This is a genomic window from Pseudarthrobacter sp. Hb11 (genome assembly GCF_059383655.1).
The window spans coordinates 497439-512225 of the sequence record NZ_JBWZCM010000001.1 but is presented as its reverse complement, the minus strand read 5'-3'; the positions used below and the strand labels follow the sequence as shown (position 1 = coordinate 512225).

Genomic DNA, 14787 nt, shown 5'->3' with positions numbered 1-14787 from the left:
CGACTCCTGAAAATGACGGATTGAAGGAGGAGGCTCCCAGGGTGGTGGTCGACCGGCTTGCGGGCGCTGCTTCCGCGATACTCCCCAAACCGACTCTCTCTAGTTCATCGCAGGCCTCTTTCCCGTTTGTTGAGCAAATTTCAAGTGAGACACATTGTTGAGATGTGGGTTTTGACGGTACTTGGCGGCGTTTTGTTGTCGCTATATGTCGCTGATAGGAGTCCGTTTTGTGCGGAATCGTGCGGGCCGCGGGTCAGGCTGAGCGATAGTTTCTACCCCGTTATGTGGTCGTTGCCGCGCATTCGGACGGCAACCACTAAGACAGAGGCGGCGGTGAGTGCCGCGACAGTGGCGATGGCAGCCGGAATCCCATGTATGTCTGCGAGAAGGCCCGACAGGAGTGCCCCTACGGCGAAGCCGCCGTCGCGCCACAGGCGGTAGATGCCGACGGAGCGAGCCCGCCAGGTGGGGTGTGCGACGTCTCCGATTGCGGCTAGGAGGGCGGGGTAGACCATGGCTGTTCCAAGCCCCAGGAGCACTGCGGCGATGAGCCAAAGACCGAAACTGTGGGATGAGGCGACCAGCGTGAGTCCCGCGGCTTGGACGATCATGCCCGCCACGATGAACCATTTGCGGCCCCACCGGTCGGAGGCGGCTCCGGTGAGGAGTTGCCCGGCGCCCCAGACCGCGGGGTAAACGGCGGCCAGGATCCCTACCTGGTTCAGGTTGAGCCCGGAGCTGACGAATAGGACTGGAAAGAGGCCCCAGGCGAGGCCGTCGTTGAGGTTGTTCACCAGGCCTGCCTGGCTGGCTGCGGAGAGTAAGCGGTCTTTGAAGCTGGTGAGGGTGAAAATCTGGCCGGTGGTGGGGCCGGCGTGTGTGCTGCTGTGTGTACTGACGTGCTGGGTAGCCTCGGCCCTGGCGTGGTGCCGGGTCTCGCGCACGGCCAGGACGGACAGGCCTGGTCCGATGGCGATGTAGGCGGCGCCGAGGAGGAACGGGCCGGGCCGGAGCCCGTACGTGGAGGCGATGTACCCAGTGGCCAGAGCTGTGACGGCGACTCCGAGGTAGCCTGCCGCTTCGTTTAGACCCGTGGCGAGGCCGCGCTGCTTCGGGCCGGTCAGATCCATTTTCATGATCACTGCTGTGGACCAGGTCAGGCCTTGGCTGATGCCGAGGAACACGTTCGCCGCCACGATCCATGCCCACGACGGGCCTAAGATGAGCATGAGCGGTACGGGGATCGCTACCATCCAGCCCGCGATGAGGACGGGTTTGCGGCCGTACCGGTCAGAGAGTGTTCCTGCGAAGTAGTTCGTCGCGGCTTTGGACAGACCGAAGGCGAGGATGTACGTTAGCGCGCTTGTGTACAGGTCCAGATGGAATGTCTGGGAAGCGAGCAGGGGCAGGACGGTGCGCTCCTGCCCGAGGGTTCCGCCGACCAGGGCGTTGATGGCCACCAGCAGCATGAACTGCGCCAGGTTCTGCCGAAGACCGAGCACGGCGCCCTTGGATCCAGGGCTATGGCTCGGGAGGGTGCTGCCCGGCATTCGCGGCGCTCCATTCCTTGTGCGGGTTAAAGTAAGGTGCCCGGGCTGGAGGGGGCCCGGCCCGGGCGGTCTGGGGTGGAGGGGGCCCGGCCCGGGCGGTCTGGGGTGGACGCTTAGGCTGAGGTCACGGCGTTGCGCTGGGTCTGCTGGAAGGCGTCCCAGGCGGCGTAGCTGCCGTCGAGTTCGACGACGTCGTACCCGGCCCGGCGCAGGGCGCTGGCGGCCACGGAGTTCCGGACACCGGACTGGCAGTAGGTCACGATGGTGCCGTCGGTGGGCAGTTCGTCGAGGTGCCACATGAGGCGGCCGCCGCTGAGCTGGTGGGAGCCGGGGATGTGCCCGGAGGTGTGCTCGGTGCGGTTGCGGACATCCAGCACCATGGCCGCGTCGAAGCCGTCGAGTTCCTCGGGCTGGATCAGCTTCGGGGTGGTCGTGGGGAGCCCTTCGATGCTGGTGACGTAGCCGGCGACGTTGTCGATGCCGACGCGGACCAGGTGGTCCCACATGTCCTGAGCCTGCTCCTGGTCCTGGGCCAAGAGCACGAGCGGGTTCTTGTCCGTTTCCGGGTTGACCACCCAGGCGCCGTAGCTGGCCACTGACTTGCCGGCCGGCACGTTCAGGGAACGGGGGACGGTGCCTTCGTGGACTTCGCTGTTGGGGCGGGTGTCGATGAAGGTTAGTGTCTCCTCTGCCAGGCCTGCAGCGACAATGCCGGTTGCGAGCTCTGGCAGCGGGGTGCGTTCGCCCATGACTGCAGGGCCTTCACGGTTTTCACGCTTCATGCGGCCGAAGTAAGCGTGGGCGTCGGGCTGGCCGTCGAGGAGTTCGGTAATGAAGCCCTGCTCGTCGTTGGCGGCGAGGTAGGGGCCCCACCAGGCGTAGAGCCGCTCGTAGCCGACTGTGGAGGAGGGGATGGCGCCGAGTGCCTTGCCGCAGGCACTGCCTGCGCCGTGGGCGGGGTGGACCTGGACGTAGTCCGGCAGGGTCAGGAACTTGTCCCGCAGGCTGGCGAACAGCTGCTTGGCGCCCTCGAAGCGGGTGTCGATGCCGCCGGCTGCCTCATCCAGCAGGTCCGGCCGGCCAAGGTCTCCGGAGAAGACGAAGTCACCCGAGAGCAGGTAACCGGGCTGGTCGCTGAACGCGCCGTCGGTGACCAGGAAGGACAGGTGCTCGGGGGTGTGGCCCGGGGTGTGGAGAGCCTTGATGCTGATGTTGCCGATGGTGATTGTGTCGCTGTCGTAGAGGCGTTCGCCGTCGAATTTGTACTGCCAGTCCGGCCCGCCCTCGCCGGAGACGTAGATTTTCGCACCGGTCGCGGCGGCCAGCTCGCGGGTGCCGGAGAGGTAGTCGGCGTGGATGTGGGTTTCGGTGACGGCGATGATCTTCATGCCGTTCTTCTCAGCCAGGTCCTGGTAGACCGCGATGTCGCGGCGGCCGTCGACAACAACGGCGGTCCCGTTGGCCTGGCAGCCGATCAGGTAGCTGGCCTGGGCAAGGTCTTCATCGTAAATGCGCTCGATAAGCATCTGGTGCTCTCCTTCAAGTGAGGGGTGGAGGGGGAAGTTTTTCGTCGGGCTCTGGTATCAAGTCTAATACCCTGGGGGGTATACCGCAAGGTTGGGTGTGCCGCGGGGGTTTAGGCTCAGGGACTACCGGTTGGTGCGCTTGAAAACCCGGGTCAGGGCAGCGGCCAGGGGTCGGCGTCCTGCGGGTTGGGGGCGCTCTGTCACTGTTGGCGCGTAGGTGATGGGGTGGCCGTTGCGGTACCACTCGGTGATCCCGCCGGCGATATTCACGGTGTTGTATCCGCGTTCGTTGAGCATCCGGGCAGGCTGGCTGCTGCGCTTGCCTGAGCCGCACAGCAGGTTGAGGGTGGTGTCCGGCAGGTCTGCGAGGCGGGAGGCCAGTTCATCCAGTGGGATGTTCAGGCTGCCCGGGATGAAGGCTATGGAATGCTCTTCCCGGCTCCGGACGTCCAATACTGCGGCGGCGGGCCAGATGCCGGCGAGGCCGTCGGCTGTGATGGTGCGCCACGGTTCCGGCCCGGACCCTGATTTAGGCCCGTTGCTGGGCGGCATCCGCACGGAGCTGGTCCATGTCCAGGTTTTTCACGCCTTGAATGACTTCTTCCAGGCCTGTGGCGTTGAGGGCTCCGGGTTGGGAGAAGACCAGTGTTTTGTTCTTGAAGGCCATGAGGGTGGGGGGATGGAGGTGATGCTGGCTGTGGCGGCGAGGGCCTGTTCTGCTTCGGTGTCGACCTTGGCGAAGGTGATGTCCGGGTGCCGTTCTGCGGCCGCTCCGTAGGTGGGGGCGAACATGCGGCAGGGGTCGCACCAGGCTGCCCAGAAGTCAACGAAAACAATCTCGTTGTTCTCCAGCGTCTCGGCGAAGCTTTGTTCGGTGATGTCGATGGTTGCCATCGTCTTCGTGTCCTTCCGGGGAGTTATCTTAAGCGGTTGGTGGTGGGGGGCTTAGGTGGTGGGCAGGCCTGCGCGGGTCCAGGCGATCATGCCGCCGGCCATGGTGTCCGCGGTGAAGCCGGCGCCGTTGAGGGCGTCGGCCACGGCGGCACTGCGGTTGCCGCTGCGGCAGACCGCAATGACGGGCACTGCCGGGTCCAGTTCGGACAGGCGTGCCTGCAGTTGGCCCAGGGGGATGTGCAGTGCGCCGGGGATCATGCCTTCGGCGACCTCGAAGTCCTCGCGGACATCGAGGATGCGGGCGGTGGAGCGGCGCTGCTCTGTTTCATTGATGGTGATTTCAGCCATGGGATTCTCCTTCGAAAGGGTGTGGGCTGTTGTTAGCGGACGGGTTCGCCGGCCTGGCGCCAGGCGCCCATGCCGCCGCGGAGGGAATACGCTTCATAGCCCTGGGAGGCGAGGAGCCGGGCTGCTGATGCGGAGCGGACCCCGGAGGCGCACATCGCGATCACGGGCCGGCTCTTGTTGATGCCGGCTGTGCTGGTCTGAAGCCGGTCCAGGGGGACGTGCTTGGCCTGTGGTGCCCGGCCCGTCCGCCATTCCTGGGCGGACCGGACATCGATCAGCGCGGCACCTGAGGACAACAGTTCCTTGGCCTCGGCTACTGAGATTGTCTTGTAGGGCTTGCTGAAAACTTTTTTCAGGGAGTTGATGACACCCATGGTGTTCTCCTTGCTGTCGTGCGGCGGGTCAGGCGGGTGAGGGGATATTGCTGGGCCGGCTGCTGCGGTTGCGCAGGGGGCAGGAGCTGATGAAGAACCAGCAGATGCCGGCGGTGGCTGCCGTGACGGCTGCGATTCCGGCGGCGATGAACCAGCGCAGGTCGGCCGGGGCTTGCTGGATGAGGACAAAGGTTCCCATGGCCAGGACGAACCAGCCGAAGGCTTTGCGCAGCGCGGCCTCGGGGATGCGGCCGGCGAGTTTGGAACCGGCGAGGGTGCCGGCGATGGCTGCGGCTGTCACGCCGAGGGTGATGCCCCAGTCGAGCTGGACGGTGGTGAGGTATCCGGCGAGTCCTGCGAAGGACTTCATGGCGATGACCACCAGGGAGGTGCCCACGGCGACGGACATTGGCAGGCCGCCCAAAAGTGCCAGGGCCGGGACCACGAGGAATCCGCCGCCCGCGCCGACCAGGCCGGTAATGAGCCCGACGACGGCGCCGTCCAGCAGTACCCTGCCAAGGGGCAGTTCGTGCTTGACGGGTGCGGCGACGGCGTCGTTCTTCTTCTTCCGCCCGCGCAGCATGGCCACGGAGGTGGCAACCATCATGACGGCGAAGGCGATGAGCAGGATTTGGCCCGGGATGTGCCCGCCGAGCAGGCCGCCGACGAACGCGCCGGCCATGCCGGCCGCGCCGAAGATCAGGCCCGTCCGCCACATCACCCTGCCTCCGCGGGCGTGGCTGAACACGCTGACCGCGGAGGTGACGCCGACGACGAACAGCGAGGCCGCGATGGCCTCTTTGGCCTCAAACCCTGCCACGTAGACCAGGATGGGGACGGTCAGGATGGATCCGCCGCCGCCCAGGACGCCGAGCGAGAGTCCGATGACCACCGACAGGGCAAGAACGAGGATCAGGGTGGTGGTCATTAGGCTGCGGCTTCCGTGCTCTTGTTGTTCGCGACAGGAAGGGTCAGGATGGCGCTTTCGCGGGTGGGCTCCGTGGCGGCCTTGTTCCACGGCATCGCCGAGATCGCCTGGCCCATGGCGCAGGTGTTAGTGGCGGCAGAGAACGTCAGGCCGGTGCCGATGGCGCCGGCGAGCATCCGGATCTTGGGGGAAACGAACTTGCCGCCCGCCAGGCCCAGGACCACGAGGGAACCTGCGGCGAGGCGGACCTGACGCTCCAGGTCCCAGCGGTCCTTGCCCTTGACGACGTCGCCGCCGGCGGCAGCGAAGCCGGGCGCGCCGCCGGTCAGGACGTAGGCGGTGTCGATGCCGGACTTGGCGAGCCGCTGGCGTGCCTGCTCGGCGCGCGCCCCGGACTGGCAGACCAGAACAACCCGGCTGCCCAGGCGGGCAGCGAGCTCATCGGTGTGCTCGGACAGCAGCGGGAGGGGCACGTTGTAGGAGCCCCGGATGTGCATGGACTCGAACTCAGCGGCCGAGCGCACATCGATCACCACGAGGTCCTGGTACTCGGTGATCCAGCTGCGCAGGGTCTCAGGGGCAAGGGCGGTAATGGCCGGAGCCGTGGAAGGGGAAGTCATTGCTGGCCTCTCGGTGGGGGAAGGATGGATACCCCACCGAGTATTACAAATACCCCCAGGGGTAGTCAAAACACCCTCGGGGGTATAGGATTGAAGGAAGCCATCGACATTTGGAGAAAGACTTGGAACTCAATCCCTCAGAACTGACGCCCGTGATCAACCGGCTCAAGCGTGCCCAGGGCCAGCTCGCTGCCGTTACCCGCATGCTTGAAGAAGGCCGGGACTGCAAGGACGTCGTCACCCAGCTCGCAGCCGTGTCCAAGGCACTCGACCGGGCCGGGTTCGCCATCATCGCCACGGGCCTGGAGCAGTGCATCGTCCAGAAGGACGCAACGATGGACAAAAAAGACCTGGAAAAGCTCTTCCTCTCCCTCGCCTGACCAGTCCGAGTTCCGAGCTAACCCGAAGGACAACCATGACGTACACACTCAGCACGACCATCACTCTTCCGTGGGCCGAAGCCGTCGACCGCGCCCGGGAGGCCCTGGCAGCCCAGGGGTTCGGAATTCTTACCGAGATCAACGTCCGTTCCACCTTCGAGGCCAAGCTTGGCGCCGAAGCCGCTGACGCGGTCGGCGACTACGTCATTCTTGGTGCTTGCAACCCCGGCCTGGCCAGCCGCGCCCTTGCTGCCGAGCCCGAAATCGGCGCGCTCTTGCCCTGCAACGTCGTCGTACGTCAAGGCAAAGATGCAGGAACGACCATCATCGAGGCCATCGACCCGCAGACCATGGTCCAGCTCAGCGCTTCGCCGGCTGTTAAAGAGGTCGCAGACGATGCCGGCAGTAGCCTGCGACAGGCCCTTGCCGCCTTGAGCAACTAACGGAATAAGTAGTGCCTGACAACGAGGGCACCCTTGTAGTGCCGCAGGCACCAAACGGTCCAGGCCTGCTCATCCCCGCAGCAGGTCCCGCAACTGCCTTACACACGCAGGGTTCCCTACCGTATGGCCGGTAGGGAACCCTTTTGTGTGGACCGAATCAGGTCCTCGTTTGTGTCGTGCGTGTGCACGGCCTCGGCGGTGAAGTCCAAAGGTGCCAATCGCAGTTTTCAAGGCGCACGCCCTAAAAGCTGCTGGGACGGTGACCATCGACTGGTTAGCAGCATATTCCCGCTGCGTGTCAGGTCGTTTACGGCCGGGCCCGGACGTGCATGCGCTCCCCTTTGCCGCCCAAAGAGGCTGATGAATTCCACCGACCGTCCGTTGGCGCTGGCGAATAAGTCATCCTAGTCCGGACTTGGAGTCTGCGTGGTTTAGTCCTCGTTTCCTGCGGCGCCTTTGGATGCTGCTGCTTCCCGTGATGACTGGTTCGTTGGTTCTCGCGCGCTGGAGAGTTGACCTTGTGCATCCCGGACTGTGTCGTGTTCGGCTCTTGACACGTCTTCGGCGGTGATTTCATCGTCCTGCTTTTCGTTCCATGCTTTGATAGCGGCCCAGCTGACAGCCGCTAAGGGGACGGAGAGGATGGCGCCGATGATGCCGGCGAGGATGGTGCCGGCGGTCAGGGCCAGGAGAATGACGAGGGCGTGCACACTGAGGGTTCGGCCCATGACCACCGGCTGCAGGAAGTTGCCTTCGAGCTGGTTAACGACGACCACGACGATGATCACGATCAGGGCGGTGACCGGCCCGTTGGCCACCAGGGCAACGAGAGCGGCCAGCACGCCGGCGAGGGTGGCTCCAACCAGCGGGATGAAGGCGCCGATGAACACGATGGCGGCCAAAGGCAGCGCGAGCGGAACTCCGAGGATAATCAGGGCCAGGCCGATGAAGAATACGTCCACGGCGGCCACGATTGCGGTCCCGCGGACGTATCCGCCGAGCACGGCCAGGCTGTCCTGTCCCACGCGTCTGGCTTTGACTAATCGTGTGCCCCTGAACGCGCGCAGGACGAACGCCCAGATGCGTTCGCCGTCTTTGAGGAAGAAGAACAGGATCACGGCCATGAGCAGGGCCCCGGTGATGAACGTTCCGGCGGCACTGAGGCCGGTGACAACGCCGGCGCCCGCGGTGCTGCTGGTGACGAAGTCCAGCATGGCATCGCGTGCCTGTTGGATCTGTTGGTCATCGACCGGAATCGGGCCGTTTCGGACGAAGCTGTAGACCTGGTCGAATCCTTCGGTGGCGCTGCGCGCAAGTTCGCCTGCCTGACCGACCACGGCGAAAACGACAGCCGTTACGAGTCCACCCAGGGTCAGCAGAAGCAACAAGAAGGAGAAGCCGGTCGCGGCCGCACTGGGCCAGCCTTTCCTTCGCAGCCAGTTCACCAGGGGCGCGATGGCGGCAGCGAGTATCAGTGCCAGCAGCAGCGGAATGACCACGAGCCGCACCTGGATCAGCGCGTATACGAGCACCGTAGCGAGGGCCAGCAGCAGCAACGTCTGGCCTGCCCTGATGCTCACACGGCCGAGATCGTCCTGCCACGGGTTTGCCCGTTCTGGAGTGTGCATTCGGTTATCTCCTACTGGATCATCAAGTGCTGTCGGTGCGAGGGGTCAATTCAGTGACGTTTTCCCGCAGAGCGATGTCCCGACATGCGGGAACCGCCCTGCAGGCTACCTAAACCTCTCACGAAGTCTCTTTGCTGAACCAACGGACGGCTCGCAGCGGCGGGGCCGTTCAGCTCTGCCATCGGGGCGCGGTTGACACTGAACGAGTGGTCTTCGATCCCAGCCCGGTCTCCGCTGCCGCCGTCGTCCGTGCTCCTGCTGTTCCGCGGGGGTGCCGGGCTAAGCAGAGCATGGGAAGGTATCGCTGACCGGCCGAAGGTCCAGTGCGGGAGTCCTGGCTTGTTGGGCCGGAGTACGGAGATGCAGGGAGTCCCACTGACGGTCGGGATTGAGGGCTCGTTTGGGATTCTGCATTATGCGATTCTGGCGTTTGCTGCCGCCCGTCCCACCACTTCCGTCAGGCAGCCGGACGTCGAGCAGTGGCCTTTGCTGAGTCAGGAGTTGCTGGAACGTGGGTTCAGGCCCGCGCGCAATGTTGATGTTGAAGACGTCGTTCTCAAAGCGCAGCCAGTTGACGGCAGCATCCAGTGCCGGGCTTCTACCGAGGGACTCGTTTCATTGCTGGTCGACAACAGCCTGGTGTGGTCACGGCAATTCAACCCCGAGGACCCGGAGACCGCCCTCTGGCTCAAAACTGCGCTAACCGGGGGAGTGACTATCATCAGCGGCGACCATCCCCGTAGTAGAGAGACAAAAGTCAATCGCACCGAAAGCATGGATCCCCTGGTGATGGCCAAGGTTCCTACTGCGTGGACCCGGTAGCCGGACCAACAGGAAGGACGCCCGAGAGAGGAAAGGCGGACGGTCGTGTTCCATGCAATGACGTCGCGAGCAGCTCCCCGCCCCTGCCCCTTTGAGAGATTGGGTACCCCTTCTAGCCGTGACAGAAAAAGTTGGAGTGGGATATCGTTTCTCGGAGGGGACGTCGATTTGCCGCGTGGAAGCGTGGCGTGTGGCCGGGTCGGCGGCGAAGTGAACCTATCCAAGAGACGGTTCATACCCCCCCCAGTCGCCGTCGGCCCCTCAATCAATCCCCGTATAATGAGGCGAGCATCATGGCGTGCCAGATGGGGCCCTGAAACTATGACGGGGCAGATGAGACTGGGCTGGCGGGACAGGATGTAATCCACCGCTGCAGGGCCCGTCATCGTAAGCCAGGCCAAACGTGGTGGCCATCATCGTGGTAATTCCTGCTGTAGCCGAGTTCCCTTATTGCAGCCCAAAAGGCTTGGTCGGAGCCTGGCTGCTTTCTGTTGAGGGAACACCAGCTCAAGTAGACCCGTACATCTCGTCGTCGCGTAGACCGGACTCCTCGTCAGGGTCCCTGATGATGCCCTTTGACAAGAACCTGGGATGGTTCTCGGCGCTCATATTTGTAGTACTTTTGCTGGGCGAAGCTCGACGAACTGGGGTGCAACGGCCGTGTTCGACCGCGCGGTATCAGTGACAGTACTAATTGGGAGCCGCCAACGCGACTGATGGGAGCCAATTTAGGGAGGATCTTCCACCGGCACGGCCCTACATTTTGGGCGCAAAGAAAGCCCGCCACTTGGGGGCCGACGGGCTTCCAGACCTAGACGTTACACGCTGCTGACTTCGACATCTAGTGGAGCTACTGCGGCTTATTCTCCAAGCGGTTGCTTGTGGGCAAGTATCCGAAAGACGATGCCGCCAGGTCCGCCGCGCTGGACTTCGGTAATGGTGAAGCCCGCGCCCGTCAGGTACGGCACGGGATCACGGGTGATATGTTCGGCGCTGAAGCGGATGATTAGTGGTTCGATTGCCCGCATGACCCTGCGAGCCAGGGCACGGGTGGAGCGCCCGTGTTCGGTCAGGACGAATACTCCGCCCGGGCGGAGTACACGGTAGGCCTCACGGCTGGCGGCCAGCGGATCGGGGATGGTGCAGAACGTGAAGGTGGAAATAAAGGTGTCCGCGCTTTCCGGCGGCAGGTCCAGGGTCTGCACGTCGCCGTGATGTAAGTCGATGCGGTCGATTCGCTTTTCCCGTACGCGTCGGCGGGCGATTGCAAGCATCTTGTCAGAGAGGTCGAACCCCGTTACGTGCTTCACCTTGGGTCCGTACAGCGGGAGGTTCAAACCCGAACCCACCCCTATCTCGACTACCGTCCCGTGGGTCATCGACACGGCCCAGGCCCGGGCCCCATGGGCGATATAGCGCTCGAAAAAGGTCATCCACCGGTCATAAAAGCGGGCGTTCTTGTTGAAGGCTTTCGTGATGTCTGCGTTGTTGGTCTGGTTCATTGCAGCCTCCGGGAAGCAGGGTTTCTTCGCTGCTGGCCTCGTACCCAAAGTTGCCCTTGTGACGGGGAATTATGGCGCCAGTTTTAGAAATTTACGGGACAGCCACATTACCCGGCATTCGCAGCATCTCGATCCAGTGAGAGCCCCCGCCTGGGCCCTGTTCCACAGGTTGTGGAAGGGTTTCAGTAGGGCCCATTTTTCTAGTGCTTCCCGGCCATGGGCTATGGGCATTCATCGCCACAGGAGGCGCCCATGCGCACGGCAGAACATTTGACTGAAACCGAGCAGGTCTTGCCCGGTGGCTGTCCGGCTTTCAGGCAAGGCCATCGCTCTTCAAGTCCGGAGACACAGGGCTCAAGACAGTTGTCGTTGCGAAGAGTTCCTGAGACAGGCAAGGGCCGCAGGTGCCGAGCGGATTATACGCGAATCTCGACACCCGCCCTCGAAGAAGGTCCCCCAACAGCAGCCGCCACCCCGATTTCCGGGGCGGGAGGAGCGTTTCGAAAAGCAGTTGTTTCCAGGACAAGTTGCCGCAGACGATCACCCGCCTGGGGCTGGATGAGGAGGACTTGTGACAGGCCGGGGGCGATGGGGCGCGGCCGGTTTCAGGACCCCGCGGAGTCTCCGGCTTTCCTGAGATATTCTGCGAAGGCGTTTTCAGGGATGCGGTAAGACCTCCCGAAGCGCACCGAAGCCAATGCGTGGGCTCGGACCAGTCGGTACACGGTCATCTTGGACACCCGCATGGCTTCGGCCACTTCGGCGATGGTGAGGTACGGGCTGGACAAGTTTTCGGTCGACATGTCAATCGGAGCTCCTAAGCTTCGGATCGTGGTTGTTGGTCAGACGGTGCGGGGGTTTTGCTAGTCGGCCCGCCGCAGCTGACGGTAGTCGTAGAAGAAAGTGCGGCTTGCGGTCTGTAGCCCCACGAGGGTTCCGTTCTTCGCCACTATCACACCTTCCCTTCGGCCGTTGAAAGGGTCCTCCCCGATGACCACGTCGCCGAGCTTGTAGGGAATGGCAAGCGCGCGTGCACGGGCTATGGTTTCCTGGAAGAATGCGGACATCCGGCGGGGCTGGGTGTCCGGGGTGGACGTGCTGGCAGGTATTTCCCACATAATGATCAGTCCTCCTTGAGGTAAACGCTGAGTCACTTGGTGGTGCGGGCCCGGTTTTCCTGCGGAGAATGGTTCCGCGCCGGTAGCACCGTGAGGCCCACGCTAACCCTCCTGCCCCAGGAGTCACAGGGGTAACAGGTACCCGACTTTGACCGACGGTCTACTTGTAAGCAGGCTGAGTACCTGCTTTTCTCTCGCGCTATATGAGGAGCGTGTTCGTGGGGGAAGGAAAGTTTGCCAATCTACGGGCCCGGAGTGCCCACCCTTGCCTACCGGCGCGTTTTGTCTGTTACCGGCAGTAACGGCCGCGTGGAGAAAGGGCCACAAACGTCTTTCGGCGGCCCCGAAATGCGCCCTGGAATTACGGTCCCGTGATCGAATTTTCGGCCGCTTAACGGTTGCACGAAGAACCGGAAACATCCCTCGTTTCGGGCTATTGACGCCCATACTCTTGAGTCACTTAATCACTCATTGACACCCGAAAGGGGTACTCACATGAAAAAAATAACCGCCTGGCTGACTGCCATCATCATGGCACTCGGGCTGAGCCTCCTGGCTCCGGGGTTCGCCTCCGCAACCGCTTCCAACTGCGGACTGGCCTGGAGTTCGCTGGCCAAGTCAAACCAAGCCATGAGCGCCGCATCAGTAACCAACATTCGATCGGGGCAGCACCCCTGCTTCGACCGCATGGTGATCGACATCAACGGAAAGGCGGCCGGCTACAACGTCCGCTACGTCTCAAAGGTCGTACAGGACGGGTCCGGACTGCCGATCAAGCTGAGGGGCGGTGCATTCCTGCAGGTCACCGCCCACTCGCCCAGCTATGACAGCGCCACGGGCAAGGCCACCTTCGTGCCGGCCAACCGGTCCGAGGTGACCAACGTTTCGAACTACAACACGTTCAGGCAGGTTGCCTGGGCAGGAAGCTTCGAGGGCCGCACCAGCCTGGGCCTCGGCGTACGCGCCCGACTGCCCTTCAAGGTCTTCACCCTTGCAGGTCCCGGTAGCGGATCCAAGCTCGTGATCGACGTCGCCCACCATTGGTCACAGCAGCTGTGACGGCCGATGCTACCGCCGATAGAACCAGGTTATAAAGCCAGGTGACAGCGAAGCCCCGCTCCCAGGGGGAGGCGGGGCGCCGCATTGCCTGCACCGTTACGGCGATATTTAGCCAGGAACCAGCAAGAGGCTCGCCGGGCTCACTGAAGCGGGGCAGCCGACGGCAGGGACAGGAACAGACCATTTGGCAACTATGCCCAGCGGCCGCGCCGACTGATGCCCCCGCCCTATGGTGCCAACGGCCAGCCGAATCCAACCAGGCCCGACCATTGATCCCACGAACAGGATGAGAAGCGGAATGGGGTCCTGCGTCATAGCAAGGACAACTACCATGGCGGCTATCGCCAGCAGTATCAGCAGTGTCGGAACGTGAGCCGCATTGCGCTTATTGATGATCTCATCAGGCAGTATCAAAGTGACATCACTGCTGTCCGGACTGCCCGTGCTGAATGGTACTGAAGCAGAGTCCGTCATCTCTGCTGCCTTCCGATCCGTGCGGTCACATGCCGCGACCAATGTCTGCTCATAAGCATATAGATTCAATACGGCCCCGTTGATGCTGGGCATCGCCCTGCTCCTGGTTGCTGCGGTCTTTAGCACGGCCGTCGGCTACAGAAAGACACCGAGGGGCTGGTCTGGGCCGGCTGAACGGTCGAATATCCACTGCCGGCTGGATGAGCTTCTGGCAGAACGTGGCATGACTTTGACAGAGCTCAGCAAGAGGGTCGGAGTTAGCCTGGTAAATCTGTCGGTCCTCAAGAACGACCGCGCAAAGGCAATTTGGTTCTCGACCCTAACGGCGATTTGTGAAGAGCTCGATTGCCAGGTGGGTGATCTGCCGACGGTAGCCCGCGACTCGTGACTCTGAGCCAAACAGGACTTTCGGGAACACTTTCAAGTGCCGGTACGCTGCGGCTGGAGCATAGAGACGGATTCCCGGACCTGCCAGCCGCTGTATGGGTCCGCGTTGTGATTGGTGGGCGGCCGGTTCTTATAAAGCGGCCACGCTGGGACAGAGGCTCACCCGGAACTGCTTGTCCTGGTTGAGCATGAGTCGAATCCTATCGGGACGGGCCGGGCTGGTCCGGGCTGTCCTGGCCGAGTTCCAAAAGGTTGATGTCGACGCGGCCGGAAGTGCCGGGCTTCGGGGAGCCACGCAGCTTGCGGAGCTTGGTGGCCCGGTACTCGTCGCGGGCGAGGTTGAACGTGTAGAGCGTCATGAGTCCGGCGAAGCCGATCAGCCACAGGGCGCCCCAGTCCGGTAGTCCGCCCTCCCACAGCGGACGCTGGAAAAGCCATATGCCGACGATCAGGGCGAGTCCCAGGACGACCGTGATGATCCCCATGCCCCACCAGGTGCTGACCTGGGCCTGCCCGCGTCCGGGCGTGAACCCGATCTCGTCGGCCGGGTAGCTGTGCAGCTCGCCGGTACTGGTGGTGCGCAGGACGCGCTTTTCGCCAGCGGCCACAGCCTTCTTGTGCTCCGCGTAGACGGCGTCCTCACGCCTCATACGCTCCCGGTCATAGACCATTGTTGCTTCTCCTGCTGGTGTTTCCTGTGGTCCAAGTTCAGAGACCTCTTCTGGTCGTAATGT

18 protein-coding genes and 1 pseudogene are annotated in these 14787 nt (G+C 63.2%); 5 read left to right on the top strand and 14 right to left on the bottom strand.

The window, feature by feature from the left end; all coding sequences use genetic code 11:
* Nucleotides 1–272: 272 nt before the first annotated feature.
* From AC50X7_RS02430 to AC50X7_RS02395, 8 genes and pseudogenes are all read right to left on the bottom strand, one after another.
* Nucleotides 273–1550: an MFS transporter gene (locus AC50X7_RS02430; RefSeq protein ID WP_494977586.1), complete on the bottom strand. Its 1278-nt coding sequence runs from the start codon at nt 1548–1550 to the stop codon at nt 273–275.
* A gap of 113 nt (nt 1551–1663) precedes the next feature.
* Entirely contained in the window at nt 1664–3076 is a 1413-nt protein-coding gene (locus AC50X7_RS02425; protein ID WP_494977585.1) for an MBL fold metallo-hydrolase, read from the bottom strand.
* A gap of 123 nt (nt 3077–3199) precedes the next feature.
* A complete protein-coding gene (locus AC50X7_RS02420) occupies nt 3200–3628 on the bottom strand; it encodes a rhodanese-like domain-containing protein (protein ID WP_494977584.1) in 429 nt (142 codons plus the stop codon).
* A pseudogene (locus AC50X7_RS02415) lies at nt 3606–3970 on the bottom strand (thioredoxin family protein). The gene AC50X7_RS02420 and the pseudogene AC50X7_RS02415 overlap by 23 nt, the downstream one beginning before the upstream one ends.
* Nucleotides 3971–4021: 51 nt before the next feature.
* Entirely contained in the window at nt 4022–4318 is a 297-nt protein-coding gene (locus AC50X7_RS02410; protein ID WP_494977583.1) for a rhodanese-like domain-containing protein, read from the bottom strand.
* A gap of 32 nt (nt 4319–4350) precedes the next feature.
* Entirely contained in the window at nt 4351–4692 is a 342-nt protein-coding gene (locus AC50X7_RS02405; RefSeq protein ID WP_494977582.1) for a rhodanese-like domain-containing protein, read from the bottom strand.
* 28 nt (nt 4693–4720) lie between these two features.
* Entirely contained in the window at nt 4721–5620 is a 900-nt protein-coding gene (locus AC50X7_RS02400) for a sulfite exporter TauE/SafE family protein (RefSeq protein ID WP_494977581.1), read from the bottom strand.
* A complete protein-coding gene (locus tag AC50X7_RS02395; RefSeq protein ID WP_494977580.1) occupies nt 5620–6240 on the bottom strand; it encodes a rhodanese-like domain-containing protein in 621 nt (206 codons plus the stop codon). Before AC50X7_RS02395 ends, AC50X7_RS02400 begins: the two co-directional genes overlap by 1 nt.
* A 122-nt stretch (nt 6241–6362) precedes the next feature.
* Between AC50X7_RS02395 and AC50X7_RS02390 the strand changes: the two genes are divergently transcribed.
* Together AC50X7_RS02390 and AC50X7_RS02385 are read left to right on the top strand one after the other, a co-directional pair.
* A complete protein-coding gene (locus AC50X7_RS02390) occupies nt 6363–6620 on the top strand; it encodes a metal-sensitive transcriptional regulator (protein ID WP_011777016.1) in 258 nt (85 codons plus the stop codon).
* Nucleotides 6621–6655: 35 nt separating this feature from the next.
* A complete protein-coding gene (locus tag AC50X7_RS02385) occupies nt 6656–7063 on the top strand; it encodes a DUF302 domain-containing protein (protein WP_494977579.1) in 408 nt (135 codons plus the stop codon).
* A gap of 431 nt (nt 7064–7494) precedes the next feature.
* On the opposite strand, the gene AC50X7_RS02380 is transcribed toward AC50X7_RS02385, so the two are convergent.
* Nucleotides 7495–8691 (bottom strand): AI-2E family transporter, encoded by a 1197-nt coding sequence (locus tag AC50X7_RS02380; protein WP_494977578.1) that lies wholly within the window; start codon nt 8689–8691, stop codon nt 7495–7497.
* A 360-nt stretch (nt 8692–9051) separates the two neighbouring features.
* On the opposite strand from AC50X7_RS02380, the gene AC50X7_RS02375 reads away from it, so the two are divergent.
* Entirely contained in the window at nt 9052–9513 is a 462-nt protein-coding gene (locus tag AC50X7_RS02375; RefSeq protein WP_494977577.1) for a hypothetical protein, read from the top strand.
* 860 nt (nt 9514–10373) lie between these two features.
* Here the strand turns inward: AC50X7_RS02375 and AC50X7_RS02370 are convergent.
* The 3 genes from AC50X7_RS02370 to AC50X7_RS02360 all read right to left on the bottom strand — a co-directional run bounded on the left by AC50X7_RS02370 (nt 10374) and on the right by AC50X7_RS02360 (nt 12133).
* On the bottom strand, nt 10374–11015 hold the full coding sequence (locus AC50X7_RS02370; protein ID WP_494977576.1) for a class I SAM-dependent methyltransferase: 642 nt from the start codon (nt 11013–11015) through the stop codon (nt 10374–10376).
* A 605-nt stretch (nt 11016–11620) separates the two neighbouring features.
* Nucleotides 11621–11818 carry a helix-turn-helix domain-containing protein gene (locus AC50X7_RS02365; RefSeq protein WP_494977575.1) on the bottom strand — a complete coding sequence of 66 codons (198 nt, stop codon included), beginning with the start codon at nt 11816–11818 and terminating at the stop codon, nt 11621–11623.
* A 60-nt stretch (nt 11819–11878) separates the two neighbouring features.
* On the bottom strand, nt 11879–12133 hold the full coding sequence (locus tag AC50X7_RS02360) for a hypothetical protein (protein WP_494977574.1): 255 nt from the start codon (nt 12131–12133) through the stop codon (nt 11879–11881).
* 495 nt (nt 12134–12628) lie between these two features.
* Here AC50X7_RS02360 and AC50X7_RS02355 point away from each other — a divergent pair, with 495 nt between their 5' ends.
* Nucleotides 12629–13192 carry an AMIN-like domain-containing (lipo)protein gene (locus tag AC50X7_RS02355; protein WP_494977573.1) on the top strand — a complete coding sequence of 188 codons (564 nt, stop codon included), beginning with the start codon at nt 12629–12631 and terminating at the stop codon, nt 13190–13192.
* A gap of 108 nt (nt 13193–13300) precedes the next feature.
* On the opposite strand, the gene AC50X7_RS02350 is transcribed toward AC50X7_RS02355, so the two are convergent.
* Nucleotides 13301–13759, bottom strand: a complete 459-nt coding sequence (locus AC50X7_RS02350; protein WP_494977572.1) for a hypothetical protein — start codon at nt 13757–13759, stop codon at nt 13301–13303.
* 91 nt (nt 13760–13850) lie between these two features.
* On the opposite strand from AC50X7_RS02350, the gene AC50X7_RS02345 reads away from it, so the two are divergent.
* Nucleotides 13851–14054, top strand: a complete 204-nt coding sequence (locus tag AC50X7_RS02345) for a helix-turn-helix domain-containing protein (protein WP_494977826.1) — start codon at nt 13851–13853, stop codon at nt 14052–14054.
* Between the two features lie 199 nt (nt 14055–14253).
* On the opposite strand, the gene AC50X7_RS02340 is transcribed toward AC50X7_RS02345, so the two are convergent.
* A complete protein-coding gene (locus AC50X7_RS02340) occupies nt 14254–14724 on the bottom strand; it encodes a hypothetical protein (RefSeq protein ID WP_494977571.1) in 471 nt (156 codons plus the stop codon).
* Nucleotides 14725–14787: the final 63 nt, after the last annotated feature.